This is a genomic window from Pseudidiomarina sp., assembly GCF_048267825.1.
In the GTDB taxonomy this organism is placed as follows: Bacteria; Pseudomonadota; Gammaproteobacteria; order Enterobacterales; family Alteromonadaceae; genus Pseudidiomarina.
The window spans coordinates 1-25,701 of record NZ_JBLWWR010000014.1; the positions used below are offsets into that span (position 1 = coordinate 1).

Annotated in this window: 38 protein-coding genes; 7 read left to right on the forward strand and 31 right to left on the reverse strand. The window is 47.3% G+C overall.

Annotation, left to right across the window (positions count from 1 at the left end):
* Positions 1-486: 486 nt before the first annotated feature.
* Positions 487-1,077: a hypothetical protein gene (locus tag ACN0UN_RS10100; RefSeq protein WP_417659869.1), complete on the forward strand. Its 591-nt coding sequence runs from the start codon at positions 487-489 to the stop codon at positions 1,075-1,077.
* A gap of 71 nt (positions 1,078-1,148) precedes the next feature.
* Here the strand turns inward: ACN0UN_RS10100 and rplQ are convergent, their stop codons facing one another.
* From rplQ to rplN, 17 genes are all read right to left on the reverse strand, one after another.
* On the reverse strand, positions 1,149-1,550 hold the full coding sequence (gene rplQ / locus ACN0UN_RS10105; protein WP_128353117.1) for a 50S ribosomal protein L17: 402 nt from the start codon (positions 1,548-1,550) through the stop codon (positions 1,149-1,151).
* A 38-nt stretch (positions 1,551-1,588) separates the two neighbouring features.
* Positions 1,589-2,578 (reverse strand): DNA-directed RNA polymerase subunit alpha, encoded by a 990-nt coding sequence (locus ACN0UN_RS10110; RefSeq protein WP_339880511.1) that lies wholly within the window; start codon positions 2,576-2,578, stop codon positions 1,589-1,591.
* 25 nt (positions 2,579-2,603) lie between these two features.
* Entirely contained in the window at positions 2,604-3,224 is a 621-nt protein-coding gene (gene rpsD / locus ACN0UN_RS10115) for a 30S ribosomal protein S4 (protein WP_128353115.1), read from the reverse strand.
* A gap of 30 nt (positions 3,225-3,254) precedes the next feature.
* Positions 3,255-3,644 carry a 30S ribosomal protein S11 gene (gene rpsK, locus ACN0UN_RS10120; protein WP_034734070.1) on the reverse strand — a complete coding sequence of 130 codons (390 nt, stop codon included), beginning with the start codon at positions 3,642-3,644 and terminating at the stop codon, positions 3,255-3,257.
* Between the two features lie 14 nt (positions 3,645-3,658).
* Positions 3,659-4,015, reverse strand: a complete 357-nt coding sequence (gene rpsM, locus ACN0UN_RS10125; protein ID WP_128353114.1) for a 30S ribosomal protein S13 — start codon at positions 4,013-4,015, stop codon at positions 3,659-3,661.
* 132 nt (positions 4,016-4,147) lie between these two features.
* Entirely contained in the window at positions 4,148-4,261 is a 114-nt protein-coding gene (gene rpmJ / locus ACN0UN_RS10130; protein ID WP_055439830.1) for a 50S ribosomal protein L36, read from the reverse strand.
* A 25-nt stretch (positions 4,262-4,286) separates the two neighbouring features.
* Positions 4,287-5,615, reverse strand: coding sequence for a preprotein translocase subunit SecY (gene secY / locus ACN0UN_RS10135; protein ID WP_128353113.1), 1,329 nt, complete (start codon positions 5,613-5,615; stop codon positions 4,287-4,289).
* 5 nt (positions 5,616-5,620) lie between these two features.
* The gene (gene rplO, locus ACN0UN_RS10140; protein WP_128353112.1) at positions 5,621-6,055 is read right to left on the reverse strand and encodes a 50S ribosomal protein L15; all 435 of its coding nucleotides are present in this window, start codon (positions 6,053-6,055) and stop codon (positions 5,621-5,623) included.
* A gap of 3 nt (positions 6,056-6,058) precedes the next feature.
* On the reverse strand, positions 6,059-6,241 hold the full coding sequence (gene rpmD, locus ACN0UN_RS10145; protein ID WP_128353111.1) for a 50S ribosomal protein L30: 183 nt from the start codon (positions 6,239-6,241) through the stop codon (positions 6,059-6,061).
* Positions 6,242-6,247: 6 nt separating this feature from the next.
* The gene (gene rpsE / locus ACN0UN_RS10150; RefSeq protein WP_055439826.1) at positions 6,248-6,754 is read right to left on the reverse strand and encodes a 30S ribosomal protein S5; all 507 of its coding nucleotides are present in this window, start codon (positions 6,752-6,754) and stop codon (positions 6,248-6,250) included.
* A 9-nt stretch (positions 6,755-6,763) separates the two neighbouring features.
* Positions 6,764-7,117, reverse strand: coding sequence for a 50S ribosomal protein L18 (rplR, locus tag ACN0UN_RS10155; protein ID WP_128353110.1), 354 nt, complete (start codon positions 7,115-7,117; stop codon positions 6,764-6,766).
* 9 nt (positions 7,118-7,126) lie between these two features.
* Positions 7,127-7,660: a 50S ribosomal protein L6 gene (gene rplF / locus ACN0UN_RS10160; protein WP_128353109.1), complete on the reverse strand. Its 534-nt coding sequence runs from the start codon at positions 7,658-7,660 to the stop codon at positions 7,127-7,129.
* 14 nt (positions 7,661-7,674) lie between these two features.
* Complete coding sequence (gene rpsH, locus ACN0UN_RS10165) at positions 7,675-8,067, reverse strand: 30S ribosomal protein S8 (RefSeq protein ID WP_128353108.1); 393 nt, start codon at positions 8,065-8,067, stop codon at positions 7,675-7,677.
* A gap of 26 nt (positions 8,068-8,093) precedes the next feature.
* Complete coding sequence (rpsN, locus tag ACN0UN_RS10170; RefSeq protein WP_417659870.1) at positions 8,094-8,399, reverse strand: 30S ribosomal protein S14; 306 nt, start codon at positions 8,397-8,399, stop codon at positions 8,094-8,096.
* A gap of 11 nt (positions 8,400-8,410) precedes the next feature.
* Complete coding sequence (gene rplE, locus ACN0UN_RS10175; protein WP_128353106.1) at positions 8,411-8,950, reverse strand: 50S ribosomal protein L5; 540 nt, start codon at positions 8,948-8,950, stop codon at positions 8,411-8,413.
* A gap of 21 nt (positions 8,951-8,971) precedes the next feature.
* Positions 8,972-9,286, reverse strand: coding sequence for a 50S ribosomal protein L24 (gene rplX / locus ACN0UN_RS10180; protein WP_128353105.1), 315 nt, complete (start codon positions 9,284-9,286; stop codon positions 8,972-8,974).
* Between the two features lie 11 nt (positions 9,287-9,297).
* Positions 9,298-9,666: a 50S ribosomal protein L14 gene (rplN, locus tag ACN0UN_RS10185; RefSeq protein WP_055439819.1), complete on the reverse strand. Its 369-nt coding sequence runs from the start codon at positions 9,664-9,666 to the stop codon at positions 9,298-9,300.
* A 427-nt stretch (positions 9,667-10,093) separates the two neighbouring features.
* Between rplN and ACN0UN_RS10190 the strand changes: the two genes are divergently transcribed.
* From ACN0UN_RS10190 to ACN0UN_RS10215, 6 genes are read left to right on the forward strand one after another with little or no spacing between them, the layout of a single operon-like run.
* Positions 10,094-12,883: a monovalent cation/H+ antiporter subunit A gene (locus tag ACN0UN_RS10190; protein ID WP_417659871.1), complete on the forward strand. Its 2,790-nt coding sequence runs from the start codon at positions 10,094-10,096 to the stop codon at positions 12,881-12,883.
* Entirely contained in the window at positions 12,883-13,227 is a 345-nt protein-coding gene (locus ACN0UN_RS10195; RefSeq protein WP_128353103.1) for a Na+/H+ antiporter subunit C, read from the forward strand. The genes ACN0UN_RS10190 and ACN0UN_RS10195 overlap by 1 nt, the downstream gene beginning before the upstream one ends.
* Positions 13,227-14,744 (forward strand): monovalent cation/H+ antiporter subunit D, encoded by a 1,518-nt coding sequence (locus tag ACN0UN_RS10200; protein ID WP_417659872.1) that lies wholly within the window; start codon positions 13,227-13,229, stop codon positions 14,742-14,744. Before ACN0UN_RS10195 ends, ACN0UN_RS10200 begins: the two co-directional genes overlap by 1 nt.
* On the forward strand, positions 14,737-15,225 hold the full coding sequence (locus ACN0UN_RS10205) for a Na+/H+ antiporter subunit E (protein WP_417659873.1): 489 nt from the start codon (positions 14,737-14,739) through the stop codon (positions 15,223-15,225). The genes ACN0UN_RS10200 and ACN0UN_RS10205 overlap by 8 nt, the downstream gene beginning before the upstream one ends.
* The gene (locus tag ACN0UN_RS10210; protein WP_417659874.1) at positions 15,219-15,488 is read left to right on the forward strand and encodes a K+/H+ antiporter subunit F; all 270 of its coding nucleotides are present in this window, start codon (positions 15,219-15,221) and stop codon (positions 15,486-15,488) included. The genes ACN0UN_RS10205 and ACN0UN_RS10210 overlap by 7 nt, the downstream gene beginning before the upstream one ends.
* 19 nt (positions 15,489-15,507) lie before the next feature.
* Complete coding sequence (locus tag ACN0UN_RS10215) at positions 15,508-15,867, forward strand: Na+/H+ antiporter subunit G (RefSeq protein ID WP_128353099.1); 360 nt, start codon at positions 15,508-15,510, stop codon at positions 15,865-15,867.
* Here ACN0UN_RS10215 and ACN0UN_RS10220 read toward each other — a convergent pair.
* The 14 genes from ACN0UN_RS10220 to queE form a co-directional block, all read right to left on the reverse strand.
* The gene (locus tag ACN0UN_RS10220) at positions 15,864-16,586 is read right to left on the reverse strand and encodes a hypothetical protein (RefSeq protein WP_417659875.1); all 723 of its coding nucleotides are present in this window, start codon (positions 16,584-16,586) and stop codon (positions 15,864-15,866) included. The two genes, ACN0UN_RS10215 and ACN0UN_RS10220, sit on opposite strands and share 4 nt — an antisense overlap.
* The gene (locus tag ACN0UN_RS10225) at positions 16,579-17,076 is read right to left on the reverse strand and encodes a tetratricopeptide repeat protein (protein ID WP_417659876.1); all 498 of its coding nucleotides are present in this window, start codon (positions 17,074-17,076) and stop codon (positions 16,579-16,581) included. The genes ACN0UN_RS10220 and ACN0UN_RS10225 overlap by 8 nt, the downstream gene beginning before the upstream one ends.
* Complete coding sequence (locus ACN0UN_RS10230) at positions 17,063-17,437, reverse strand: DUF192 domain-containing protein (RefSeq protein WP_417659877.1); 375 nt, start codon at positions 17,435-17,437, stop codon at positions 17,063-17,065. Before ACN0UN_RS10230 ends, ACN0UN_RS10225 begins: the two co-directional genes overlap by 14 nt.
* Positions 17,434-18,234 (reverse strand): type II secretion system F family protein, encoded by an 801-nt coding sequence (locus ACN0UN_RS10235; RefSeq protein WP_417659878.1) that lies wholly within the window; start codon positions 18,232-18,234, stop codon positions 17,434-17,436. The genes ACN0UN_RS10230 and ACN0UN_RS10235 overlap by 4 nt, the downstream gene beginning before the upstream one ends.
* A complete protein-coding gene (locus ACN0UN_RS10240; RefSeq protein WP_417659879.1) occupies positions 18,224-19,078 on the reverse strand; it encodes a type II secretion system F family protein in 855 nt (284 codons plus the stop codon). Before ACN0UN_RS10240 ends, ACN0UN_RS10235 begins: the two co-directional genes overlap by 11 nt.
* A complete protein-coding gene (locus ACN0UN_RS10245; protein ID WP_417659880.1) occupies positions 19,075-20,247 on the reverse strand; it encodes a CpaF family protein in 1,173 nt (390 codons plus the stop codon). The genes ACN0UN_RS10240 and ACN0UN_RS10245 overlap by 4 nt, the downstream gene beginning before the upstream one ends.
* The gene (locus ACN0UN_RS10250; protein ID WP_417659881.1) at positions 20,237-21,433 is read right to left on the reverse strand and encodes a type II and III secretion system protein family protein; all 1,197 of its coding nucleotides are present in this window, start codon (positions 21,431-21,433) and stop codon (positions 20,237-20,239) included. The genes ACN0UN_RS10245 and ACN0UN_RS10250 overlap by 11 nt, the downstream gene beginning before the upstream one ends.
* The gene (locus ACN0UN_RS10255) at positions 21,420-22,172 is read right to left on the reverse strand and encodes an SAF domain-containing protein (RefSeq protein ID WP_417659882.1); all 753 of its coding nucleotides are present in this window, start codon (positions 22,170-22,172) and stop codon (positions 21,420-21,422) included. The genes ACN0UN_RS10250 and ACN0UN_RS10255 overlap by 14 nt, the downstream gene beginning before the upstream one ends.
* A gap of 12 nt (positions 22,173-22,184) precedes the next feature.
* Entirely contained in the window at positions 22,185-22,352 is a 168-nt protein-coding gene (locus tag ACN0UN_RS10260) for a hypothetical protein (RefSeq protein WP_417659883.1), read from the reverse strand.
* Positions 22,345-22,875, reverse strand: a complete 531-nt coding sequence (locus tag ACN0UN_RS10265; RefSeq protein ID WP_417659884.1) for a hypothetical protein — start codon at positions 22,873-22,875, stop codon at positions 22,345-22,347. Before ACN0UN_RS10265 ends, ACN0UN_RS10260 begins: the two co-directional genes overlap by 8 nt.
* Complete coding sequence (locus ACN0UN_RS10270; protein WP_417659885.1) at positions 22,866-23,399, reverse strand: hypothetical protein; 534 nt, start codon at positions 23,397-23,399, stop codon at positions 22,866-22,868. Before ACN0UN_RS10270 ends, ACN0UN_RS10265 begins: the two co-directional genes overlap by 10 nt.
* Positions 23,396-24,583, reverse strand: a complete 1,188-nt coding sequence (locus ACN0UN_RS10275; protein WP_417659886.1) for a hypothetical protein — start codon at positions 24,581-24,583, stop codon at positions 23,396-23,398. The genes ACN0UN_RS10270 and ACN0UN_RS10275 overlap by 4 nt, the downstream gene beginning before the upstream one ends.
* A gap of 1 nt (position 24,584) precedes the next feature.
* Positions 24,585-24,881, reverse strand: coding sequence for a Flp family type IVb pilin (locus ACN0UN_RS10280; protein ID WP_417659887.1), 297 nt, complete (start codon positions 24,879-24,881; stop codon positions 24,585-24,587).
* Between the two features lie 81 nt (positions 24,882-24,962).
* Positions 24,963-25,655 carry a 7-carboxy-7-deazaguanine synthase QueE gene (gene queE, locus ACN0UN_RS10285; protein ID WP_417659888.1) on the reverse strand — a complete coding sequence of 231 codons (693 nt, stop codon included), beginning with the start codon at positions 25,653-25,655 and terminating at the stop codon, positions 24,963-24,965.
* Positions 25,656-25,701: the final 46 nt, after the last annotated feature.

The window sequence follows — 25,701 nt, forward strand, 5'->3', positions numbered from 1 at the left end:
GCGTATTCTACGCCATCCGTTGGTCAGGTCAAGATCCTTTTGGATCTTTTTTCGTGACTTTCATCACCTTCTGAACCGGCGTCATCACTTGGTGACAACGGCGGCGAATTATAAGGATCGCCGCCAACTGCGCAAGATCTTTTTTCACATTTTCGTTCAACTGATTTATTTTTACGCAAATTGAACAAAGTTTGACTATTGTTTGTCTATAAAGACTGCTATCTTTACAAATGGTCACTAATTATTACTACAAAGACATATTGATTTAATCGGGGTGCGCCTATGAAAGTTTTACCAACTTTATTGGCTGCGAGCGTATTTATGACATGCGCTACATACGCGGCAGATTCTGCTGTGACTGAAGTTTCCAAGACTAAAACTTATGTTTTAGACGAGGAAAGCCAACGCCTAGCTGAAACTTATGCACGGATGCTTCGATACTACGAACAACGAAATTTCTCCTCAACTCGATCCGTAAGGGTCTTAATGGGTAATTATCCGCAACACGTGGAGCCCATCCTATACGCTGCTTTTGAGCGGTATCCAAACCATTACCGCCACATAATAAAAGCCGCTATTGACGCTGAGCCCGCATTCACCCGGGACATTATTACCGTCGCACTAAATTTGGAAGTTGCAGATCCTGCGGAAATTGTTCGTATCGGCGTCGAGACTGAACCAAGCTATGCTGAAGCGATGGTCAATACAGTCGATCAAATTAATCCCGAACAATTTAACGAAGTAATTCGGGTTGCTGTATTAACTGAACCTCATACAGCAGATGGCATTTTACGCGCCAATAAAGAAGCCGAAGTTGGCAAGCTTGAGTCAATCATTCGCTCAGTACTTGCTGCTGCGCCGGCACTCGGTGGTTACCTTGCTGATACAATCAGCGATATCATTGGTAGCGCTTCAGATGCGGATGAACTTCAAGCACAAGATATTGAACGCAAACGCGCAATTGCTTTATTGCGAAGTGCTTATGATGCTGGTGGGATTACCATCGAACAATTAAAGGTTATCGCTGCTCGACACGAACTTTCTGAAGCTGAGCTCGAACAAATCCTTGAGCACTAAAAATTGATTATCAAGAAACGAAAAAGCCGCTCAATTGAGCGGCTTTTTTATGCAACTTCTTTCAAAGCTACTTATTCTACTACTGCAACTTCTTCAGTTTCAGTAACGTCTACTTCTGGACGGTCAACAAGTTCAACGTATGCCATAGGTGCGTTGTCTCCAGCACGGAAGCCACACTTCATAATACGAGTGTAACCACCAGCACGCTCTTGATAACGTGGACCTAGTTCATTAAACAGCTTACCAACTACTTCTTGGTCGCGAGTGCGAGCAAAAGCCATACGGCGGTTTGCTACGCTATCTTGCTTAGCTAAAGTAATTAGCGGCTCGATAACGCGACGCAGTTCTTTAGCTTTTGGCAACGTGGTTTTAATCACTTCGTGACGAACCAGTGAGCTTGCCATATTGCTGAACATCGCTTTACGATGGCTGCTGTTGCGGTTGAGTTGACGACCACTCTTACGATGGCGCATACCTATACCCTTCTCAGTAAATCTCTGTAAAAGATGACTTAGTCTCGATCAACCAAGCTTGCTGGTGGCCAGTTCTCTAGGCGCATGCCTAGTGACAAACCACGTGATGCAAGCACGTCTTTGATTTCAGTGAGCGATTTTTTACCCAAGTTAGGAGTTTTTAACAACTCAACTTCGGTACGCTGCACTAAGTCACCAATGTACTGAATAGCTTCTGCTTTTAAACAGTTCGCAGAACGCACAGTTAATTCCAAATCGTCTACCGGACGCAAAAGAATCGGATCAAATTCCGGCTTCTCTTCTTTCTCTTCTGGTTCGCTCATGTCACGTAACTCTACGAACGCTTCAAGCTGTTGAGCAAGAATTGTTGCAGCGCGACGAATCGCTTCTTCTGGATCCAACGTACCGTTGGTTTCCATATCGATAACCAATTTATCCAAGTCAGTGCGCTGCTCAACACGTGCTGAATCAACACTGTAAGCAATACGCTCAACTGGACTGAAAGAAGCGTCAACTAGTAGAAGACCGATTGGACGCTCTTCATCGTCAGCGGACTGACGTGCCGAAGCTGGAACATAACCACGACCACGCTCTACTTTGATTGACATTTCAATCTCGGTATCACCTGTTAAAGTACAGATGAGGTGGTCAGAGTTAAGAATTTCAACATCACCATCATGCGTGATGTCGCCAGCCTTGACAGGGCCCGCTCCGGATTTTTTCAAGGTCAGAATCGCTTCATCTTTGCCTTCCATGACTACTGACAAACCTTTAAGGTTCAACAGAATCTCGATGATGTCTTCCTGAACACCCTCTTTGCTGCTGTATTCGTGCTGTACACCTTCAATCTTAACTTCAGTCACTGCCACACCTGGCATTGACGAAAGTAAGATGCGGCGCAACGCGTTGCCCAGCGTGTGACCAAAGCCACGCTCAAGAGGCTCCAACGTCACTTTAGCGTGAGTCGGGCTAATTTGTTCGATATCGACTAGCCTTGGCTTTAGGAATTCGGTAACAGAACCCTGCATTGTGTCCTCTCTTTATGCTTAAGCTTTACTTAGAGTAAAGCTCTACGATCAACTGTTCGTTAATTTCAGCAGACATATCTGCACGCTCTGGAAGACGTTTAAACTGACCTTCCATCTTAGTGCCGTCTACTTCCAACCATACTGGCTTCTCACGTTGTTCTGCGAGTTCCAATGCGGCTGCGATCCGCGCCTGCTTTTTCGCTTTTTCGCGAATTGTCACAACGTCTTCCGGGCGTACTTTAAACGACGGAATGTTGACTACCTGACCATTCACTACTACTGCTTTGTGGCTTACCAACTGGCGTGCTTCAGCACGAGTTGATGCGAAGCCCATACGGTACACCACGTTATCAAGGCGTTGCTCAAGCAATTGCAGCAGGTTCTCACCAGTGTTGCCCTTAATACGGGCAGCTTCTTTGTAATAGTTACGGAATTGCTTTTCGAGTACGCCGTAAATACGACGAACTTTTTGCTTTTCACGTAACTGCAAACCGTAATCAGACAAACGGCCGCGACGTGCGCCGTGCTGACCCGGTGCGCTTTCGAGTTTACATTTCGTATCGATTGCGCGTACGCCGCTCTTCAGGAACAAGTCTGTTCCTTCGCGACGACTCAGTTTGAGTTTTGGACCCAAATATCTAGCCATGTTCTTTCTCCAACTATCGTTTGGCGCCTATTAAACGCGACGTTTCTTAGGCGGACGACAACCGTTGTGAGGAATAGGCGTCACATCAGTAATGTTCGTGATGCGATAACCTACAGCGTTCAATGCGCGAATCGATGATTCACGACCAGGACCTGGGCCCTTTACGAACACTTCTAGGTTTTTCAAACCGTATTCCTTCGCCATTTCACCCGCGCGCTCAGCAGCAACCTGTGCAGCAAATGGGGTAGATTTACGTGAACCACGGAAACCTGAACCACCTGCAGTTGCCCATGCTAACGCGTTACCTTGACGGTCAGTGATGGTCACAATGGTGTTATTGAAAGATGCATGGATGTGAGCCATGCCATCAGCGACTTGCTTTTTAACGCGCTTACGAGTACGAGTTGGTTGTTTAGCCATTTCTTCTCAACTCCCTACTTCTTAATTGGTTTACGCGGACCTTTACGGGTACGCGCATTTGTTTTAGTGCGCTGTCCACGTAGAGGCAAGCCACGACGATGACGTAGACCACGAAAACATCCGAGATCCATCAAGCGTTTTATGTTCATAGATACTTCACGGCGAAGATCGCCTTCAACAGTAAACTTAGCTACTGCTTCACGAAGTACATCCAGTTTTTCTTCTGACAAAGAGCCGATTTTAGTATCTTCCGGTAACTCGATCGAAGCTAGGATAGCTTTAGAACGAGTACGGCCGATACCGTAAATCGCAGTCAAGGCAATGACTGCATGCTTATTGTCAGGAACGTTAATGCCAGCGATACGGGCCACTAACACGTCTCCTTTAGTTTATGGGTGACCGGATTTGAAAAGCCCGTTAGGATACTCAACCAGTCGCCAATTTGCAAACATATCAAAGCCGCAGCCAAAAATTTAATTTTGACTGCGGTCTTCTTCATCGAATTAACCTTGCCGTTGCTTGTGCTTAGGGTCACTGCAAATTACGCGCACAACACCGTTGCGCTTGATAACTTTACAGTTACGGCAGATTTTCTTCACGGAAGCACGAACTTTCATTGCTACACTCCGTAATTATCTAACCTTAACGGCCGAAGCCCTTAAGATTAGCTTTTTTCAGGACCGAATCATACTGATGTGACATCAGATGAGTTTGGACCTGCGCCATAAAGTCCATGATAACAACTACGATAATTAAAAGCGACGTACCACCGAAATAGAATTGTACGTTCCACGCAATCATCATGAACTCAGGAACCAAACAGACAAAGGTAATGTATAGGGCGCCCGCAAGCGTCAAACGAGTCATCACTTTATCAATGTAACGGGACGTTTGCTCACCTGGACGAATACCAGGGATAAACGCGCCCGACTTCTTCAAGTTGTCCGCCGTCTCGCGTGGGTTAAATACCAACGCGGTGTAGAAGAAACAGAAGAAGATTATTGCTGCTGCATAAAGCATTACGTACAAAGGCTGACCCGGTGACAATGTCAACGAAAGCTCTTGTAAGAAGTTTGCTACCGCACCTTCACCTTGGCCAAACCAAGTTGCGATGGTGCCTGGGAACAAAATAATACTCGATGCGAAAATCGGTGGAATTACACCCGCCATATTAACTTTCAATGGCAAGTGCGTGCTTTGCGCTGCAAACACCTTACGGCCTTGCTGACGCTTCGCATAGTTCACTACAATACGACGTTGACCACGTTCTACGAACACAACGAAATATGTAACTGCGAGAACAATAACACCAATTAGCAATAACAATAATAAATGCAAATCACCTTGACGTGCTTGCTCTGCCGTCTGACCAATGGCCGACGGAAGGCCTGCTACAATACCGGTGAAGATCAGAATAGAGATACCGTTTCCAATTCCACGTTCGGTAATCTGCTCACCTAACCACATTAAGAACATGGTACCGGTGACCAAACTCACGATAGCCGTGAAGTAGAACCCAAAGCTCGGGTCAATAACCAGACCTGGCATTAGGTTTGGTAAGCCAGTGGCAATACCAATTGATTGGAAAGTTGCGAGTACTAATGTACCCCAACGCGTGTATTGGCTGATCTTACGACGGCCACTTTCACCTTCTTTCTTAAGCTCGGCTAAGCGCGGATGAACCACACTTGCCAATTGCATAATAATCGAAGCCGAAATGTACGGCATAATACCTAGTGCGAATACCGATGCGCGTTCAAGCGCACCACCGCTGAACATGTTAAACATGGCCACGATGGTGTCTTTCTGCTGATCGAATAGTTGCGCCAATACTGCGGCATCTATACCAGGAATCGGCACAAAGGAGCCCGCACGGAACACGATTAACGCGCCGAGTACGAAGAGCAGTCGACGTTTAAGCTCCGACGTGCCACCTTGAGCTCTGTTAGATTCCAATCCTGGTTTAGCCATGTGCTCTATCCTTCGATTTTGCCGCCAGCAGCTTCAATAGCTTCGCGGGCGCCTTTGGTGACCTTGATGCCTTGAACTGTAACTTTACGGCTGATTTCGCCTGACTTGATGACTTTTACAGTCAACACGTCGTGACGAATTAAGCCTGCTTCTTTTAATGAAGCAAGGGTTACAGTATCACCAGCAACTTTTGCAATCTCTGCCAAGTTAACTTCAGCAGTCGTAATTGACTTGCGTGAAGTAAAGCCAAACTTCGGCAAACGACGTTGAATTGGCATTTGTCCGCCTTCAAAACCTGGCTTGATTGAACCGCCAGAGCGTGAAGTTTGACCTTTATGACCACGACCACTCGTTTTACCGAGGCCTGAGCCGATACCACGGCCGAGACGCTTTTTGCTAGTTTTTGCACCAGGTGCAGGGGAGATCGTATTCAAGTACATAAATTAATCCTCCACCTTTACCATGTAAATGACTTGGTTAACCATGCCGCGGACGGCTGGAGTATTTTCCAGCTCGACCGTGTGACCAATCCGGCGCAGACCAAGACCACGAAGTGTAGCTCGATGCTTCGGTAAACGACCGATTGAGCTACGCGTCTGGGTTACTTTGATTGTCTTATTCGCCATCGCTCACTACCCCAAAATTTCGTCAACGCTCAATCCACGTTTAGCCGCTACTTGCTCAGGCGACTTCATACCGTGAAGTGCCTTAATAGTGGCACGAACAACGTTGATTGGGTTGGTTGAACCATATGCTTTTGACAGCACGTTGTGTACACCTGCAACTTCAAGTACTGCACGCATCGCACCACCGGCGATGATACCTGTACCTTCCGAAGCTGGCTGCATAAATACCTGTGAACCTGAATGACGGCCTTTAACAGGATGCTGTAAGGTATCACCTTTCAGCTGAACAGTTACCATATTGCGACGTGCTTTTTCCATTGCTTTTTGAATAGCAGCTGGAACTTCACGTGCTTTACCGTAACCGAAACCCACTTTACCTTGACCATCACCAACTACAGTTAGTGCAGTGAAACTAAAGATGCGACCACCTTTAACTACTTTCGCTACACGATTAACCGTAATCAGCTTTTCTTGCAGATCACTTTGTTGAGCTTCTACATTTGCATTTGCCATGTTCGTCTCCTAGAACTGAAGTCCAGCTTCACGTGCCGCGTCAGCCAAAGCGGCGACACGACCGTGATAACGGAAGCCACTGCGATCGAATGCGACGATTTTCACGCCTTTTTCAATCGCCCGTTCAGCGATCAGCTTGCCAACTGCTTTAGCAGCTTCAACGTTACCAGCAGCTTTAAACTGCTCACGCATAGCTTTTTCTACAGTTGATGCTGAAGCGAGTACTTCAGAACCGTTCGATGCAATAAGCTGAGCGTAAATGTGCCGTGGTGTACGGTGAACGACCAGGCGGTTTGCACCCAACTCTTGCATTTTCTTACGAGGGCGCGTTGCGCGACGTAAGCGAGCTGTTTTTTTGTCCATAGTCTTACCTTACTTTTTCTTGGCTTCTTTACGGCGCACTTGCTCATCGGCATAACGTACACCTTTACCTTTATAAGGCTCTGGCTTACGGTACGCACGAATGTTAGCGGCAACTTGACCCACTAACTGCTTGTCGACACCTTTAACGACTACTTCAGTTTGTGCTGGGACTTCGATAGTGATTCCCTGAGGGATATCGAACTCAATCGGGTGTGAGAAACCTAGCGTAAGGTTCAATTTCGAACCTGCAGTATTGGCACGATAACCAACACCGATTAGCTGTAGTTTTTTCTCATAACCCTGCGCAACACCAACCACCATGTTTTGCAGTAATGCACGTGCTGTACCTGCTTGCGCGTTAGCGTTCGCAACACCTTCACGTGCTACAGTGCGTAAAACGTTGTCTTCTTTGACAAGTTCTACAGCATCGTTAACTACACGGCTCAATGAGCCTTTGGCACCTTTGATTGTTACTTCCTGGCCATTTAGCGTAACTTCAACGCCAGCAGGAATGGCAATCGGTGCTTTAGCAACTCGTGACATTTCCTAACTCCTCGTTAAGCTACGTAGCCAAGAACTTCACCGCCAAGACCCGCTTTGCGAGCGGCGCGATCAGTCATTAGGCCTTTCGAAGTTGAGACGACTGCGACACCTAAACCACCCATTACTTTAGGTAGTTCATTGCGTTTCTTATAGATACGCAATCCAGGGCGACTTACGCGCTCAATTGTTTCAATAACAGGCTTACCTTCAAAGTATTTCAGAGTAACTTCAAGTTCAGTTTTCACTTCACCTGAAACGCTGAAATCCGCGATATAACCTTCTTCTTTAAGAACTTGGGCAATAGCCAATTTCTGTTTAGAAGCAGGCATGCGCACGGCAACTTTGTTAGCACCCTGAGCGTTGCGGATGCGAGTGAACATATCCGCAATTGGATCTTGCATGCTCATATTTGCTTTCTCCCGTGACTCGTGGCTTACCAGCTAGCTTTTTTCAAGCCAGGAATTTCACCGCGCATCGCTTTCTCACGTACTTTAATACGGCTCATGCCGAATTTACGTAGGAAACCGTGTGGGCGGCCCGTTACGCGGCAGCGGTTACGCTGACGGCTTGGGCTCGAATCACGAGGAAGACTTTGCAATTTAAGCACGGCTTCCCAACGCTCTTCGTCCGAAGTATTCGGATCGCTGATCACAACTTTAAGTGCGATGCGTTTCTCTGCGTATTTAGCTGCTAGCTTTTGACGCTTCAGCTCACGCATTTTCATTGACTCTTTTGCCATAACTCTACACCTTACTTCTTGAACGGGAAGTTAAAGGCAGCGAGCAAAGCGCGAGCTTCGTCATCAGTGCCTGCAGTAGTGGTGATAGTGATGTCAAGACCACGAACCTTGTCGACTTTATCAAAGTCGATTTCTGGGAAGATGATCTGTTCACGTACGCCCATACTATAATTTCCCCGACCATCGAAAGATTTCGGGTTCAAACCACGGAAATCACGAACACGCGGGATTGCAATAGTAATTAAACGTTGCAAAAAGTCCCACATGCGTTCGCCACGCAGAGTCACTTTACAGCCAATTGGGTAGCCTTCACGGATTTTGAAGCCAGCGACAGATTTACGAGCAACAGTTTTAACTGGACGCTGACCAGAAATAGCTTCTAGGTCTGCGGCAGCGTTGTCGAGAATCTTTTTGTCTGCCAGAGCTTCACCAACACCCATGTTAAGGGTGATCTTTTCAATCCGAGGGACTTGCATGACGCTGTTGTAGCCGAACTGTTTAACCAGTTCTGGAACTACTGATTCTTTGTAAAAATCATGCAGTTTCGCCATCGTAAAACTCCAAATTAAAAATTAAATGATTGCGTTGTTAGATTTGAAGAAGCGAACTTTCTTGCCATCTTCAATCTTAAAGCCAACACGATCTGCTTTATCAGTCTCTGGGTTGTAAACTGCTACGTTAGAAACGTGGATTGCTGCTTCCTGCTCCACGATACCGCCAGCTACGCCCAATGCAGGGTTTGGCTTTTGGTGTTTCTTAACGATGTTTACGCCTTCAACGAATACACGATTCGAAGCGGTATCGACTTTAAGCACTTTACCGCGCTTACCCTTGTCTTTACCTGCCAGGACTACTACTTCATCATCACGTTTGATTTTTGCCGCCATATCTGGACTCCTTACAGTACTTCTGGTGCCAGAGAAACAATCTTCATAAATTGCTCAGAGCGCAATTCACGAGTCACTGGTCCAAAGATACGAGTGCCAATCGGTTGCTTGTTATTGTTCAACAAAACAGCCGCGTTGCGGTCAAAACGGATGACTGACCCGTCTTGACGACGGACGCCTTTCTTGGTGCGAACGACCACCGCATTCACAACATCACCTTTCTTCACTTTTCCGCGAGGAATCGCTTCTTTAACAGAAACTTTGATGATATCGCCAATGTTTGCATACCGGCGGTGCGAGCCACCCAGAACCTTAATACATTGTACGCTGCGTGCGCCGCTGTTATCAGCCACGTCCAGAGTAGTTTGCATTTGGATCATTGCAGTGCTCCGCTTTATGTAAAAAACAGACTCTTTCGAGCCACTGATGTCCAGCCATTCTCAAAGACATTTGAGAATATAAGACTTCCCCTTATAAAAGGGCGGCGAATTGTAACAGATATAATTTTCAGATGGTAGTGAGAGATGTGAAATAAAAACAGAAAAGTTTGGGTGGCAGGGTTACTATGCCAAAACCCCGTTGAGCTAGGTTTAAACACCCGCTTCGAAGTAGGGGCACTACTATATCACAGAGAGCACTTTAGTCCATCGCTAATTGCCCTTCTTATTTATGAGTTCTGATCAATGCGCAATCACGGTAAGCGGCGTATATCAAGCGTTCGAAGCTGTTGGCAACCGCTTGAGCTAAGTGGTAAATTCAGTAATACGAAATCAACGACTGATAGAAATTTGCAACCTAAGGATTCACATGAATCTCGCTATCATTGTTATGCTGCCGTTTGTTGGCGCGCTATTCCCCATGCTGGTGAGTCATAAACCACGTTGGGTTAGCACAGCACTTGCAGCAGCAACAACAACCATTAGTTTAGCGTTACTACTAAGTTTGGCACCACAAACTCTCAACGGCCTCGTACCAAGTTATGCGGTGGATTGGCTGCCGTCACTGGGGTTAAGTTTTAGCTTTCGCCTTGATGGGTTGTCATTGCTGTTTGCGGGCTTAATTCTCGGAATTGGCCTGCTCATTGTCATTTATGCGCACTACTATTTGAGCACTAAAGATGACGCCGGTCGTTTTTTTTCCTGCCTACTGCTTTTCATGGGCTCAATGCTCGGTATTGTGACTGCCGATAACCTCATTCTTTTATGGTTATTCTGGGAGCTAACCAGCGTTTCATCATTTTTACTTATTGGTTATTGGTTCCATCAAAGTAATGCGCGCCGCGGGGCTCGCATGGCACTAGCTATTACTGGTGCCGGTGGCTTGGCATTGCTTGCGGGTATTCTGCTAATCGGGAACATTGCTGGCAGTTATCAACTCGATGCGGTGTTTGCAGCAGCTGACGCCATACGCGCGCACTCGCTGTACTTACCAGCCCTAATTCTGGTTCTGCTGGGGGCTTTTACAAAATCAGCGCAATTTCCTTTCCAGTTTTGGTTACCGCATGCCATGGCGGCTCCAACGCCGGTAAGTGCGTACTTACATTCGGCAACGATGGTGAAAGCCGGCATTTTCTTAATGGCGCGTTTATACCCCGTGTTAGGTGGCACCCCTGAGTGGTTCACAATTGTCACGCTCACGGGTCTTGCAACCATGCTATTCGGAGCGTATTTCGCGTTATTTAAAACCGATTTAAAGGGCCTGCTAGCATTTTCAACCATCAGCCATTTAGGCCTGATTACTATGTTGTTGGGCTTGGGTAGTCCAGCCGCATTGCTGGCCGCGTTGTTCCACATTCTCAACCATGCAACCTTCAAGGCTGGCTTGTTTATGATTGCCGGTATCATTGATCATGAAACGGGTAGCCGGGATTTACGCAAGTTAAGTGGTTTAAGAAAATTCATGCCATACACCATGGTGCTCGCGGTAATTACTTCAGCATCCATGGCTGGCATTCCACTATTTAATGGCTTCTTATCAAAAGAAATGTTCTTGATGGAGTCGTACCAGCAGCATCTATTTGGCGGGCTTTCATGGCTTGTGCCGGTGCTTGCAACTGTCGGAGCCATGCTTTCTGTGGCTTACTCGATTCGATTTGTGCACGGTGTATTTTTCGATAAAGCTGCCGAAAACCTTCCCAAAACACCCCACGAGCCACCGTTAATGATGCGTGTGCCCGTCATCATCCTCGCAGGGTTATGCATTGCCGTGGGTATCGCGCCGATGCTGTTTGTTGCCGACATTCTAACACCTGCAATCGCAGCCGTTAGCCCTGTTCCAATGGACGTTGATATCGCCATTTGGCATGGCTTTAACTTGGCGCTACTTATGAGTGTATTGGCAATTGTCGGCGGCATAGGCATCTATGCAAACCGTGCCGATTTGCTGTCATTTAATCGTCAGTTTGATCATCACGATGCAAAAGAAGTATTCGCCCGAATCGTTAAATCGGTAACGAACTTCTCTGATGCACTCATGAATCGTATAGAAACCGGTTCACTGCAACGTTACATCGCCGCACTGCTCATTTTGACTGTGGTTTTCGTTATTCCGGAGTTATACAACATTGAGCAATTAACGGGCGGACGTGAGCAATTACCAATAAATGTCGTTAGCCTGACTGGCGCAGTTATTGTCATTCTTGCCGCCATCGGTACCGCAGCGTTCCATCATCAGCGCCTCACTTCGTTAATGATGTTGTCAGTGGTTGGTCTCATGGTTTCATTAACTTTCGTTCATTTTTCAGCACCTGACCTCGCGCTAACGCAACTCGTGGTTGAAGTGGTGAGCATCATCCTGATGATTTTGGCGCTATTTTTTATGCCACAACGCATACCGAGGGCATCCAGCGGTGGTCGCGTAGCGCGTGATATTTTGCTGGCTGGTTTCGTTGGTGGAATCGTTGGCACGCTGAATTATGCACTCTTAACACGCCCCGCCAACAGCATCTCTGACTTCTTTTTAGAAAATTCAGTGCCTGGCGGTGGCGGTACCAATGTGGTTAACGTTATTTTGGTCGACTTCCGTGGCTTCGACACCTTGGGCGAGATCACGGTATTAGCCATTGCAGCCGCGGGTATCCATAAGTTGCTCAATAACTTGAGGCCCTTCATGCCATCCAGCGACGTTGATGGTCGCCCCTGGCACCGCGTAAAGCACCCTTTATTGGTACAAACTGTTTCGCAGGCAATTCTGCCTTTGGCCTTAATGGTTTCGGTTTATATTTTCTTACGCGGCCACAATTTACCTGGTGGCGGCTTTATTGCTGGCCTGATTACCGCATCTGCAATGATTCTTCAGTACATGGCTAATGGTGTCGATTGGGTTAAACATCGCTTTAACTACAACTATCAAACCTTAGCGGCTGTAGGCGTTATGATCGCCCTGTTTACTGGTGTCGGCAGCTGGTTCTTCGGTCATAATTTCCTTACGTCTTGGTTCACTCATGTCGACTGGCCTATTGTAGGTGAGTTTGAAATTGCCACTGCAATCTTATTTGACCTCGGTGTTTACCTCACGGTAATTGGCGCCACGCTAATGATACTTGCCAACTTTGGCCAAATGACCACACGCCACCGCCCTCGACAGGAGAAGCATTAATGGAAGCTCTGTACGCTATTACAGTGGGCATGCTTACCGCATGCAGTATTTATCTCATTCTTCGCGGTCGGTCATTTCCAATTGTGATCGGTATTACCATGCTTTCTTACGCAGTGAACCTATTTTTGTTCTCCACGGGGCGCTTGGTACTGAATCAATTACCGATTATTGGCAATCAAGAAAGTTACACTGACCCGCTTCCGCAAGCTTTGGTGCTTACGGCGATAGTTATTGGATTTGCGATGACCGCCTATTCGATTATTTTGGCCGTGCGTGTGCGCGGTGAGCTAGGTACTGACGAAGTAAATGACCCAAGCCCAGTTGATGACGAGGGGCAACGCTAATGCTTAGTAAACACTTAGTTATATTACCGTTGCTGATACCGATGCTGGCGGCTTTGCTGCAGTTGTTACCGTGGGGGGAGAACCCTCAGCGCTACCGGCGCGCTATTGGCATGACGTCCTGCTCATTGCTCATAATTGTAGCTGTCGCACTCATACAGCAATCAAGCGCTGGCCCGTTAGTTTATGCTTTAGGTAGCTGGGAAGCGCCGTACGGAATTGTCTTAGTGGCGGACGGCTTATCGTCATTGATGGTGCTACTCACCTCAATATTGGCGTTACCTGTGCTCTGGTACGCTTGTTATGGCGAAGACAATCTAGGTTCACATTTCCAAGCCCTGTTTCAATTTCAGCTGCTTGGAATTCTAGGCGCATTTTTGACCGGCGACTTATTTAACCTATTTGTATTTTTTGAAATTCTACTTATTTCAAGCTATGCCCTGCTGATGCACGGTGGCGGTAAACAAAAGCTGCGCGCTTGTTTACATTACGTGCTTTTGAACCTGACCGGTTCGGCTATATTCCTCATCTCATTGGGCGTGTTGTACGGCATTACCGGCACGCTTAACATGGCGGATTTAGCGGTAAAAATTGCAGCACTTACTGGCGACGATGCAAGTATTGCGCGTGCTGGCGGGCTACTGTTGCTCATTGTTTTTGCACTTAAGGCAGCGTTACTGCCTTTGTATTTCTGGCTACCGCAAGCTTATGCTATGACTACAGGCACCGTTGCTGCGCTGTTTGCAATCATGACCAAGGTAGGTATCTACGCAATTATTCGTGTATTCACATTGATATTTGGTGATGATTCGGGCGCCGCAGCATTGTTAGGTTATGACTGGCTTTGGTGGCTGGGCCTTGGAACCTTAGCCATTGGCGGTATCGGCGTTATGGGAAGCCGCGATCTACGCTTGGTCATCTCCTATTTGGTGGTGATTTCAGTCGGCACCATGTTAACCACTTTCAGTATGAACACTGAACGTTCCATCACAGCCGTGATGTATTACATGCTGCACTCAACCCTGATTACTGCGGCTCTTTTCCTAATCGTTGATGTAGTCGCGAAACAGCGTGGTAAAACGGCGTCGCGCATTGTTAAAGGCCGAAAAATGGCGCAACATGCAACCTTGGGTATCATGTTCTTTGTTGCTGCAATCGCAATTATTGGCATGCCCCCTTTCTCAGGGTTCATTGGCAAGCTATTTATACTTGAAGCTGCACGAACTGGCGCGCAAGTCGCATTGCTATGGCCGCTGGTATTGGGCAGCACCTTTTTAGTGATGGTTTCATTGTCACGTGCCGGTAGCAGAATGTTTTGGCACACCTTCGAAGGTAAGCCGGGCGATGTGACCAATCCACCTAGCCAACTTGTCGCAATAGGTTTGTTATTGACTGCGATTGTAGCCTTAACATTGTTCGCAAATAGCATCAGCGGATTTATTGAGGGCATCGCCTACGATGTAATGCACCCAGCGACATATATCGAGGCAGTGCTTGGAGGGAGTCAATCTTATGAATAAGCTTCTACCAGCACCTTTTTTAAGTCTGTTTCTATTAGTGTTCTGGCTACTGTTGCAGAATACTGTTTCTGCTGGGCTTGTTGTCCTAGGCATAATTTTAGCGATATTAATTCCGCTTTACACCAATCGCGGTCGTGACTTCCCTGCAACCATTCATAGGCCCTTTAAGGCAATTGAATACTTTTTCCTGTTGATGGTCGATATCCTGATTTCAAATCTAAATATCGCAGCAATTATTCTATTGCCGTCACGACGCATCAAGCCAGCCTTGATTGAGTATCCGCTTGATATCGTAGGTGAAGTTCCTATCACCGTACTCGCCAGCACCATCAGTCTGACGCCTGGCACGATTACGGCAGAAATTCGACGAGACGGCCGGGCGCTGATGATCCACGCATTAAATGTTGATGATCATGAGAAGCTCATCGCCTCAATCAAACAACGCTATGAAATGCGTTTGAAGGAGATTTTCAAATGCTAATTTACGCTGTGCAGTTCGCATTCATTGCATTTTGTGTTGCGCTACTACTTAACTTATGGCGTTTGTTTCGGGGGCCTGATTTGCCCGACCGTATTCTCGCGTTAGACACTATCTACATCAATTCATTGGCTTTATTGGTTCTGTTTGGAATCTGGCATGACACTGCCTTTTATTTTGAGGCTGCACTGCTTATCGCTATGCTTGGATTTATTGGCACTGTGGCTGCGGCTAAATTTTTATTGCGCGGCGATATCGTCGAATGATTAAGGCAAAGGTATTATTATGGTAGAACTTCACGGTTGGGCCGACTGGTTAGTTTCTAGCCTGCTTATTATCGGCGCCTTGTTTGCACTCATAGGCTCAGTTGGGTTAGCACGGCTGCCAGATTTTATGGCTCGCCTGCATGCACCAACCAAAAGCACAACCTTAGGGGTTGGTGGTGTTATTCTTGGCTCGATTGTTTACTTCTCGGTAACAGCATCATTTTCGTGGCACGAACTGTTAATTACAATTTTTCTGTTTTTAACTGCACCCATCAGTGCCCATTTACTCGCCAAAGCCGGTTTACATTTAGAGCTGCGTCGCGTTGAAAACACGCGTGACTTACGCGCTCAACCTAAACAATACTCGGATAAAGATTAAAATGGTGATGGGCCTGGATCTTGTTTTTCCATGTAATCACTTAATTCCTGATACTGACGATTGATGCGGTTCAGCAATGCTTCAATTTCTGGCGCCATATATCGAGCACTCGCAAAATAATCGACATACAAGGCGCCCGGAATCGTAAGCTGTTCAATAGCTCCTTGTTCAGTCTTCAACTGGCTCAACGTCATTAGTTCATTACTATTAATACGTTGAGTCGTTAGCCTATTAACCGACGTGATATTAAAGTTAGCCATTGAGAGCACGCTGTTCATTGTTGCCTGTGCTACTCGGCTTAGCTTGCTTGATTCGAGTTCAGAATCAACCACTTCAGCGCGTATGATGAGCGCAACGCTATCTTCTGCCACAACCAAGTATTCAGGCTGAATTGTCGCACTGATACGGTCAATAGTCTCTTGTTGCAGGTTCAACCAACGGAGACGAAAATCGGCTCCCTCGCGAACCCCTAATAAATAGCTCGGCGGTTCAGGCAATTGATAAGCAGTTGCCACAGCAGATAATGAATCCGGCCATGCGCCATACTTCTCGTAATAACTGAAAACCGCTCGCTGCCAATGCCACCACATTGCGTGGCGATAATTTATACGCTGCACATCAAGAGCTTCTTGCGATGGCACAAGTGGTAGCACCGCAACCGTAATAAGCAGAGCAAAACCAAGCATAAGCGGTAAGAACAAACCTTGTTGCTTAGTCATTGCTAATCATTTCTGTGGAATATCCAGCCACACCATGCAGGCGCCCAAGTTCGTTGAGTAAACGGTCATAGTTCACGGTAAAGGAAGATGCACTATCCGCCTCGTTTGACTCAGGAATGTAAGCTCGGCCTGTTAGTAAGAACTCTGTCGCTTGACGTAACTTTACAGCTGCCAGGTTATGCCAGATTTCTGGTAACTCTGGAGTTAGTGATAAACATTTTTCATAAGCGTTCGTTGCCGCTGAATAACGATTCAAGCGGTAGTTAATATGGCCCAACTTACACCAACTGTCACTGTCATTTGGCAGCCCCGAGACAATGCGCTGCAGGTAACCTTCAGCGATATGTAAGTCGCCTTGTTGATAGGATTTTGAAGCGATTGCTCGCTGTTGCTCAAGCGTGTTAAAGGTCGTTTTTTCGGTGGCGGCACAGCCCGCACCAGTAAACACCAGCGGCAGCGCGATAATTAGACATAGCTTAACTGCCTTCATAACAAACTTCCCTGCTCATAAACTCTAAGGTTTCGCCCTGCCACAACTCCAACGGCAAAGGACAACCGGCTTCGCACTCGATAATGGAATCCACATTGACCAGCCGAACAACATTTGCAGGCTGCACATTTCTGATAACGGTTTTAATCCGCTGGTGCTTATCGAGACCTATAACATCGATTGCGAAGCGCATCCCCCACGTATGCACGGAACTGCAACGAGGAAACCAAAACGCGCGCTGTGGCGACGCAACTCGCAGATAAAGCATTCCCACTAAACGTTGCGGAAAATATTCCATCACTTTTACATCGCGCCAGATGCAACGACCTGTTTTGCCTAAATAGAAACGTCCTTGTTTCATGAAAACCCTCCTTGTGTGAACCCAATAAAAACTGGACCTAGAATTAACAGCATGGTGACCGGAAAGAAGCAAAAAATCAGTGGAAACATAAGCTTCACAGACACTTCTTGAGCGCGTTTTTCTGCTTCCAGCAACTGCTGTTGCCTAAGTTGCGTCGCTTGCTGTTGTAAGGTATTCGCTAAACCGCCACCGGTTGTCTGTGCTTGCACAACCGCGCCAACAAAAAGTCGAATCCATGGGTGCGGTAACCTTACTGATAGACTCTCCAGAGCTTGAGAAAGGCTATATCCGCTTTGCTGTGCGCGTTGAACTCGCACCAACTCATGGATAGCTGGTGAGTCTTTGGGTGCGTTTTGAAATGCATGAATTGATGCGCGCAGTGATAATCCTGAATGCATGAGCATGGCTAAAATATCCAAGGCACTTGGCCACTCCCGCAATGCTCTGCGTATGTGCCACTTACGCCGTTGAATTTGCCTTAAGCCGGCAAGCACGAAGAACAACGTAACTGCTATTTTCACCAACAGGGTTATCGGCAATAGCCACACCAGGGAAATAGTCACTACGGTTACCATTCGACGTAACAGCCAGCGCGCAGCTGACTGCTCTTCGAGAGCGCTCTGAGCAGAACTTTCTATTGCTCCTTGAGCCCACTCAGGCATAACGCTTAGCCACTTACCAAGCTGCTCTTCAATTTTAGGATTGCTAATCAACGTTTGCGATAACTTCAGCCATGCCCAAGCCACCCAAGCACTGAAGCTGCCCAACATTAGCCATAGCAGCAATTCATTGCGCATAAGCGCTACCTAAGACTTTTCGTATGAGATAATTCCCTAATAGCATGAGTACAAAACAACCGAAGAGCAGATAATGGCCTGCAGACGTTTCGATTAGTACGCGCGTGTTTTCCGGATGCAAGAAGTGAAGAATAATAAATAGGCCGACAGGAAGTAACATCATAACCTTACCCTGCATGCGCGCCTGTGCAGACAGGCTTTTCACGCGCTCAATAGCGTAGTGCTGCTGACGTAACGACAGCGCCAAACGCTGTAAAACTTGCGCCTGTTGAGCGCCGTGCTGCAGTCCAAGCTGAACCGTAAGAAGCATCTGCAATACGCCTTCTGTAGGCACACGATGATAAAAGTTTTGTAGCGCTGAAGTTATTCCTTCGCCAGTGCGCGTCAAGCGATAAATCAATTGCCATTCAAAGCGCAAAGGAATGGGCAGCTGACTTGCGGTGCGCTCTAACGCGGCATGAAAGCTTAGCCCTGCACGAGTTGCTGTAACCAGCATGTCGAGAGCATCAGGAAGTTGTCGGGTAATAAGATGGTGCCGACGTGCCAGCATGCGATTTTTCCCAACAACCACAGCCATCGGCAAACAAATAGCGCCTAACACCGCAATGTTGAGCGAAATAGACACTCCAACAATGCATAAAATAGGAATTATCACTAACGCTAAGCGAGCCCAGAATACCCGCGCGGGCATGTAAATCAGGAAATCAGCCAGTGACTGTTCGGTACTTACTTTCAGCCAATTTTGCGCCGGCGCTTGCCATCGTTTAACACACCATAACAAGCCGTACGTCACGATAATGTTTACCGCGAAAATGAACACAAAGAGTACCATCAGGTTTGTCATAACCATTCCGATAACACCCCAGTCGTTGTGCATTCATTATTATTTCGAACAAACATCTGGCTGAGCTGAATAACCTCAGCATCGACACCCGTAACTTCACTGATCTCGGAAATAACCCGCTGGCCGTTACTGTTTCGATGGATTTGAATCACGATGTCGATTGCCGACGCTATTTGCTGACGCACCGCAGTGAGTGGTAAATCGAGGCCAGCCATGAGCACCATAACTTCTAAACGTTGGAGTGCATCTCGCGCTGTATTGGCATGCAGCGTCGTCAATGAGCCTTCATGACCGGTATTCATCGCTTGCAACATATCGATTGCTTCAACACCGCGGCACTCGCCGATAATTATCCTATCGGGACGCATCCTTAAGGCATTAATAAGTAGCTCGCGAATGCTAATTCGACCATTCCCTTCAGCATTTGCGGGCCGCGCTTCTAAGGCAATTAGGTTTTGGTGGTTAAGTTGCAATTCTGCTGCGTCTTCAATTGTAACCAGCCGCTGATGTGCAGAAACTGCACCAGCTAAGGTATTAAGTAATGTCGTTTTGCCTGTACCAGTGCCCCCAGCAATCAGGATATTGCGCCGTTGCTCAACAGCTCTGCTTAAATAATCGGCGGCCTCTTCCGATAGAACGTTTTGAGATACCAAGTCGTTAAATTTCAGCTGTTTCGTAAGAAATTTACGTACTGTCAGGCAACTGCCATTTAACGCAATCGGTGAAAGTACGGCATTGATACGTGACCCGTCCGGCATGCGTGCATCAACCATTGGCTGAGAGCTATCTAGACGTCGACCTAGCGGGGCAATAATTCTGTCTATAACACGTAGCAGATCATCTTCAGATTCGAACACTACTGGCGATTGGTGTAACTGCCCGCAACGTTCAACAAATATTGTCTGGTAATTGTTGACCATGATCTCGGTAACACTGGCGTCATTCAATAACGACGTTAATGGGCCAAACCCAATACAATCGTTAATGATTCTATCCTTCGCGGCGTGTAAATCGAATTGTTCCTGTTCAGACAGGCCCTGACCATAATTTTGCAAAATTTGCATCGAATGCGCGCGAAGCTCATCGACCGCCATGAGCTCAATGTTTGATTCACTGCGTTGCAAAGATTGGCGTAGATAATTACGCGCATGATTGATATCAATAGCCATCGATAAGTCCTACACAAGACGCTTGCTCACGAAATTCCTGGATTGCGCGCTGCGCTGCACTATGCCGCTGCGATTGCCGCTTAATTTGCTCGTTAAGCGTTGGCGTAACCACGACTACGAGCTCAGTTTCTGCATCTCTGAACTCCTTTGATGTAAACAAGCGACCTACAATTGGCAATTGGTGCAGAAATGGAAAAACATCTGCCTGATACGATTGTTCGTGACTAATTAAACCTGACAGCACAATTGATTCTCCGCTAGCCGCGGTGATCATTGAACTAACCCGCCGTGTTAGCATGCCAGGAATGCCATTAACACTGGTAGCAGGGTCGATGGTGCTAATTTCAGCCTTAATGGATGTCGCAATTCGCTGTTGTCCTAGGTCTTCGGGGGACATTGTCAAAGTTATTCCGTATTCTCGAAAATCAACATCCTGCAAGCCTTGTGCAACAACTTGCGGAACTGGGAACTCGCCCCCAACCAAGAACTCGGCCTGCCCACCACTCGCGGCTGTTAATTTAGGCTCAGCAAGTACTTTTGCACTGCCGTTTTGTTCCAATAGGTTTATCGTCGATTGCATCGCAACCGGGAAGCTAAGCCACTGCCCGACATCACGAGTTATCAGGGGGCCATTAACTGCGCTTGGCCACGACAACCCCAGATTTTTTAAGTGGTGCCGTTTTACCTCGAGTATCTTTACTTCAAGCTCAATCATTTGAGCCAGTGCCGCTTCTGGCTTGGTAATTTGTAACAGCCAGTCCGGGTTTCGTTGCGCGTGGTTTAGTAGCAGTTGGTGATCAGTTTCATTCAGTTCACCAGCGATAATAACGATGCCCTCTGTCACCGTAACGGAAAGACCTGGCATATTTGCCTTTATCCAGTTTAATTGCGTTTGCTCAGTTTCATTTTTTACACCGTTTATCGTCATTTCAATACGTTCAGTCAGCCCCGTCGATAACCTCAATAATATCTCGGTGACACCGGGCTTAAGCCCCTTAATAATCAACGTATCGCTACCTACGAGATGCACCTGCGCCACGTTGTCATCACCGACTACAATGTCCGTCACGTCATGCATTGTGATTACATGCGTTGAACCAACCGCGAGTTCGATAGTTGAGTCTGCCGCAGCGACTGGGCTCGACATGATCAGCAACCCAAATAGCACGCTTTTAATAAATCGCATGTTGGGATGCCTCAGCAGACTTTAATCGGTGTATCGCAATCGGTTCATTGACCTTAATATCCGCGTAAGGTGGGTCCGGATGCTGCAACCAAACAGCAAAGCTTTGCTGTTTCATAGTCTCAAAAACAATCGCCTGCGAAGGCGTAAGTTCAAACGTTATGGTGCTTGGTAGGTAATGCGTAGCCGACATATCGAGCTGACTGTTATGGTCAAAATTATCCAATGCAACAATCTTAATATTTACCAGTACGGCGTGTTGCGCTTCGCTCACCAAGCTGCGCGAAACTAAAGTAACTTTGTCGCCCACTCGAACCAGGCCATTATGAAGCTGCTGTTTAGATATCATGCTGGTAACGGCATAGTGACCCGCTTTAATGTTTTTTGAAAAACCGTGATCCTCGAACGGCAATAGCACATCCGCAGTTAGCGGCTCGCCCTTCTCAATATATCGCGTGGTTGATAATCCGATTATCATTGGCGCATCTTCTGGTCGTAACCAACTATCCTGAACCAAACTCATTGGGTAACTCCTTTTAACGAGGCTTCCTGCGTCTATGATTTCACCGGCGAGAAGATCGTCCCGACTGACCAGAACCGCAAACATGTGCTCTTGCTGTTGTTGAATTTCAATGTTTGTTTTTTCTTCAACGTAACTTTGAATCAACTGATAACCCGCAATGGTCATTAATAAACTCAATAGAATAAACGAGCTGATTTTTGCGCCCTGGCTAACTCTCATTAACTACCTCGGCTATAAAACCAATGGATTCAACGTGAATTGCATCCATATCCACGCCACATGGCGCGAGGTTGAATGCGCAATTTGCTCAAATACTTCAATGACAGTCGCTTGTTTCGAAGTGACCGGTATCAGCCAGATGGCAGCAACAAAAATCGTCATCAACAAAATTTCAATCACGCTCTGTCCGCATTGAGATTGCAATCGTGTCCGGCGCTGCTGTCGATTGAACTGCCTGTTGAATAACCAGCACATCCTCTCGCGGCGCACGCAGTTGCAAGTGATAACGTCCATGCTCAATCTCCCTGACAGAAACGATACGTGTGGCCTGACGAAACCTAAACTCGCGAATTAATGTGTCCGCCGAGTGTCGAGTGCGATACGTGGAAAGTATAAATTCATCAATTCTGTACACACTTAAGCGCTCACCTAGCCACGCATGATGAGCGCCACTGTCGCGCGCACCAAATTTATTCAATTCAAAACGTTGCACATAGTGTCTGTCGCCGACTTCGCTAAACCACCACAGTCGCTTCTGCGTGCGACACCACCTTTGTTGCCCCATTTCCAGCTCCTGCACACATGACAGGCGCCCTTTCAGACCATGTACATCTGCTGTTTCTGAAATCTGCCACAATTGCCCCTCGTGTGAGTTCAGTAACAGCTGCGCGTTTATAGCCAGCCATGCAGCTGCTACTGACATGAGGCGTCCAAGCACTTGAGTTCAAACGGAGTAATTTCGGCATCCACCTTGCCGAGCTCTAGGGATTTATTTCTTAGTTCCTTCGCAATAGGAAGATGACCAACACCATCAAACACAGCATTAAGGCCCATATTTTTTAGGTGATAGCTGGCTGTTAGCTGCGCGGGACGTTGAGTAAGGTGAGCCGATGATTCAGCTTGCCACCCGTGAGAGAGGCGCGCTAGCTTGTATGGAGAGTTCTCCGCATGCACTTGAATGACGTTATTCATTGGTAAATCAAATTGAACCACTGCATTAAGCGCGTCAACGACAGGCTTTACGCGCTGGCTAAATTCGTCGTTCGGTTTGTGTTGCCACTGCAACTGAGGAATCGGCTGAAAAATTTCCGCACGTAGATTATTCAAGTGCCCGTGCTGAGCAATCATGCTTTCATTCAATTTCCCCAAAGCAAATGACAGGATGACTGACATCACACCCAGCGCCGCCACCAACTCAATTATTGCTTGTCCATGCTGTTTGCTCATGACTGTTGCTCGCGAAGTTGACTGATAATTAACTTTTCTGGTCGAGTAAGTGATTGCAGCTCAGGTTCCCAAAGTGCATTAAAGAGATTAGCCCGTTCGCTACGCGTATCGCGCCGGGGGAAAATCGCTCGCGGTCGCGAGAACCGTATTCCAGCTTTGGCAACGACATCATCAAATTGAATAATTACTGACGGCCAGTGCGCGGGCTCAAGCGTTTCACGGTTGAAATAGGTTGGCGTACTCATCCCAGCTAAACGGTGTTGCTCGGTAAGTGCCCAACGTGCCGTTCGCGGATTCTTTCTTGCACTGCCACCAAATCGCTGCGACTGCAATCTTGTGACTCTTCTATCCGTGTGGGTAACGCCGTTTCCCCACGGGATTTCTTCGCGACCAAACAATATCCGCACATGCAGCGCAACCGTATCCATAGACTGCCATGACCAGCTACCTTGCTGACTCACGACAAGATCGGTTCCACCCGTTTTTTGTGCTTTGATAAGCCCAACGTTAAACCAGGTGTAGGTGCGACGCTGGGTAAAGGAATCTCGACTGTGACGCACCAAGTCGGCCAGCAAGTTTTTATCGCGAGCAGCTGACTGCGGCGGGATAAACGTCCACCACAGCCATGGGAATTCAACTAAACCCGGACTATGTAACAAAGTCCATTTATGCTCAGGAATATTCTGTAACTGCGCCAGCTCCGACAACGTTTTGGGAATTATCATGGCAAATGAATAGCGCACCATAATTTGAGCGATGCGCAATGACCCAACCAAGGCACGTTGCAGTAAGAGGCCTGCTGATAATAGGGTTTGCAATGGCGTATTGACGTACCGTGTAGCGTTCGCAAGGTGACGCGTCACCACATTCAAATAGGGAATCCAGCTACTTACCAGCGCCAGCCGATCAGTAGCTGAGGCCAGATTGCGATACCAACTGGACAGACCGAGCAGTTGTGCCTGAGCAACTTGATTGGCAATCAATGCGCGATTAAGTACCGCAAGTAAATTAAACTCGCGGGCCATAACCGTTGCGGCACTGTGAGCCATGGTGTCCGCTGCGCTTTGCAAATGCCAGCGTTGCTGAAGCTTATGCTGCTGGCTAACAACGCCAAGTAATAACATCAGCAAACCAGCTAATGCAGGCAAGATTAAGACGCTGACATAACCGTTGCGGCGCCTCATATTAATTGCCTGACTCGGTTACTTCGTCGTAGTTACCCAAGCTTACATCTTGGCGACCCAATGTATTGGCTCGCCGCGCTGCAGAACGGGCGCTATTAAGTTGTTCCGATGAGCTTTGACCGGTAATTTCATTTGCGATACCGGCAACCTGACCGCGCACGGTTTTGCCCAGCAAGGAGTAAACGCCTATCGCAGCCACAGCAATGAGAGCAACGATAATGATGTATTCGGTCATACCCTGACCGCGGGTTCGTCTAATAAGTTGATAGGTACTGGAATGTAGGTAACGGCGAGCCATCTGAATTTCCTCTTGCTGCTGGGCACTGGAAACTCAGTATAGAAATAACTAATTGGCAGAGATTAAAAGTAGGCTGAGCGCCTACTCAATTTTCAGATACTTATGCAACTGTGCCGACAGCCGCCAATTTCTTTCAATACACACCTTAATCGCAAGTTCGGTAGCTCGTGGGCGCTGGCTAATCGGCTGCAGCGCGATGACCGCCTCAGCGCGCGGCGGACACGCTTTTAAGAGTTTGTCGAACTGTTCAATGTGCTTTTGCATGGCAACTGGGTACTTGATCTCGTTCGCGCGTTTCATACAGTCTGGCCGCACAAGATAACCACCCGGCATGTCTAATTTAGGCGATACAGTCACCCAAGTAGACGGCGTTACCTGAATTGCAAAGGTGCCACTGGTTTCAATTTGAAGTTGATATCCTTTTTGCTCTAACGCCTGCCCAAGCGGAATAAGATTAAACATTGCTGGTTCACCACCAGTAATCACCACATGCTTCGCGGTGTAGCCTTTATCTTCCAACAGCTTAACCATGTCATCGGCAGTGATGGAAGCCCAGTTTGAGCTTGGCTGCTGTTTTTCAACGACATCTGTCGCCTCAACCTGATCGCTGTCACGTTGCTCCCAAGTATGTTGCGTGTCACACCATGGGCAACCCACAGGGCATCCCTGCAAACGGATGAATATGGCTGGCACGCCAGTGAATACCCCCTCACCTTGAATGGTTTGGAATATTTCGTTAATCGGGTACAGGGTGCTAATAGGATTCTCCAACATCTGCTAAAAGAATTGCGATACAATACACATGCGCATGTTTGTACAT

Bases quoted from the DNA above. Each gene is read 5' to 3' on its own strand.
- queE (WP_417659888.1), bottom strand. From the start codon at position 25,655: ATGTTGGAGAATCCTATTAGCACCCTGTACCCGATTAACGAAATATTC.
- ACN0UN_RS10250 (WP_417659881.1), bottom strand. From the start codon at position 21,433: ATGCGATTTATTAAAAGCGTGCTATTTGGGTTGCTGATCATGTCGAGC.
- ACN0UN_RS10200 (WP_417659872.1), top strand. From the start codon at position 13,227: ATGCTTAGTAAACACTTAGTTATATTACCGTTGCTGATACCGATGCTG.
- ACN0UN_RS10215 (WP_128353099.1), top strand. From the start codon at position 15,508: ATGGTAGAACTTCACGGTTGGGCCGACTGGTTAGTTTCTAGCCTGCTT.
- ACN0UN_RS10225 (WP_417659876.1), bottom strand. From the start codon at position 17,076: ATGAAGGCAGTTAAGCTATGTCTAATTATCGCGCTGCCGCTGGTGTTT.
- ACN0UN_RS10255 (WP_417659882.1), bottom strand. From the start codon at position 22,172: ATGAGAGTTAGCCAGGGCGCAAAAATCAGCTCGTTTATTCTATTGAGT.
- rplE (WP_128353106.1), bottom strand. From the start codon at position 8,950: ATGGCGAAACTGCATGATTTTTACAAAGAATCAGTAGTTCCAGAACTG.
- ACN0UN_RS10240 (WP_417659879.1), bottom strand. From the start codon at position 19,078: ATGACAAACCTGATGGTACTCTTTGTGTTCATTTTCGCGGTAAACATT.
- rplX (WP_128353105.1), bottom strand. From the start codon at position 9,286: ATGGCGGCAAAAATCAAACGTGATGATGAAGTAGTAGTCCTGGCAGGT.
- rpsN (WP_417659870.1), bottom strand. From the start codon at position 8,399: ATGGCAAAAGAGTCAATGAAAATGCGTGAGCTGAAGCGTCAAAAGCTA.
- rpmD (WP_128353111.1), bottom strand. From the start codon at position 6,241: ATGGCGAATAAGACAATCAAAGTAACCCAGACGCGTAGCTCAATCGGT.
- rplQ (WP_128353117.1), bottom strand. From the start codon at position 1,550: ATGCGCCATCGTAAGAGTGGTCGTCAACTCAACCGCAACAGCAGCCAT.
- ACN0UN_RS10100 (WP_417659869.1), top strand. From the start codon at position 487: ATGGGTAATTATCCGCAACACGTGGAGCCCATCCTATACGCTGCTTTT.
- ACN0UN_RS10220 (WP_417659875.1), bottom strand. From the start codon at position 16,586: ATGACTAAGCAACAAGGTTTGTTCTTACCGCTTATGCTTGGTTTTGCT.
- rplF (WP_128353109.1), bottom strand. From the start codon at position 7,660: ATGTCACGAGTTGCTAAAGCACCGATTGCCATTCCTGCTGGCGTTGAA.
- secY (WP_128353113.1), bottom strand. From the start codon at position 5,615: ATGGCTAAACCAGGATTGGAATCTAACAGAGCTCAAGGTGGCACGTCG.
- rpsD (WP_128353115.1), bottom strand. From the start codon at position 3,224: ATGGCTAGATATTTGGGTCCAAAACTCAAACTGAGTCGTCGCGAAGGA.
- ACN0UN_RS10190 (WP_417659871.1), top strand. From the start codon at position 10,094: ATGAATCTCGCTATCATTGTTATGCTGCCGTTTGTTGGCGCGCTATTC.
- ACN0UN_RS10245 (WP_417659880.1), bottom strand. From the start codon at position 20,247: ATGGCTATTGATATCAATCATGCGCGTAATTATCTACGCCAATCTTTG.
- ACN0UN_RS10205 (WP_417659873.1), top strand. From the start codon at position 14,737: ATGAATAAGCTTCTACCAGCACCTTTTTTAAGTCTGTTTCTATTAGTG.
- rpsE (WP_055439826.1), bottom strand. From the start codon at position 6,754: ATGGCAAATGCAAATGTAGAAGCTCAACAAAGTGATCTGCAAGAAAAG.
- rplN (WP_055439819.1), bottom strand. From the start codon at position 9,666: ATGATCCAAATGCAAACTACTCTGGACGTGGCTGATAACAGCGGCGCA.
- rpsH (WP_128353108.1), bottom strand. From the start codon at position 8,067: ATGAGCATGCAAGATCCAATTGCGGATATGTTCACTCGCATCCGCAAC.
- ACN0UN_RS10210 (WP_417659874.1), top strand. From the start codon at position 15,219: ATGCTAATTTACGCTGTGCAGTTCGCATTCATTGCATTTTGTGTTGCG.
- ACN0UN_RS10265 (WP_417659884.1), bottom strand. From the start codon at position 22,875: ATGTCAGTAGCAGCTGCATGGCTGGCTATAAACGCGCAGCTGTTACTG.
- ACN0UN_RS10195 (WP_128353103.1), top strand. From the start codon at position 12,883: ATGGAAGCTCTGTACGCTATTACAGTGGGCATGCTTACCGCATGCAGT.
- rplR (WP_128353110.1), bottom strand. From the start codon at position 7,117: ATGGACAAAAAAACAGCTCGCTTACGTCGCGCAACGCGCCCTCGTAAG.
- rpsK (WP_034734070.1), bottom strand. From the start codon at position 3,644: ATGGCTAAACAACCAACTCGTACTCGTAAGCGCGTTAAAAAGCAAGTC.
- rpmJ (WP_055439830.1), bottom strand. From the start codon at position 4,261: ATGAAAGTTCGTGCTTCCGTGAAGAAAATCTGCCGTAACTGTAAAGTT.
- ACN0UN_RS10235 (WP_417659878.1), bottom strand. From the start codon at position 18,234: ATGCGCAATGAATTGCTGCTATGGCTAATGTTGGGCAGCTTCAGTGCT.
- ACN0UN_RS10110 (WP_339880511.1), bottom strand. From the start codon at position 2,578: ATGCAGGGTTCTGTTACCGAATTCCTAAAGCCAAGGCTAGTCGATATC.
- rplO (WP_128353112.1), bottom strand. From the start codon at position 6,055: ATGTACTTGAATACGATCTCCCCTGCACCTGGTGCAAAAACTAGCAAA.
- ACN0UN_RS10275 (WP_417659886.1), bottom strand. From the start codon at position 24,583: ATGAGGCGCCGCAACGGTTATGTCAGCGTCTTAATCTTGCCTGCATTA.
- ACN0UN_RS10230 (WP_417659877.1), bottom strand. From the start codon at position 17,437: ATGAAACAAGGACGTTTCTATTTAGGCAAAACAGGTCGTTGCATCTGG.
- ACN0UN_RS10270 (WP_417659885.1), bottom strand. From the start codon at position 23,399: ATGAGCAAACAGCATGGACAAGCAATAATTGAGTTGGTGGCGGCGCTG.
- ACN0UN_RS10280 (WP_417659887.1), bottom strand. From the start codon at position 24,881: ATGGCTCGCCGTTACCTACATTCCAGTACCTATCAACTTATTAGACGA.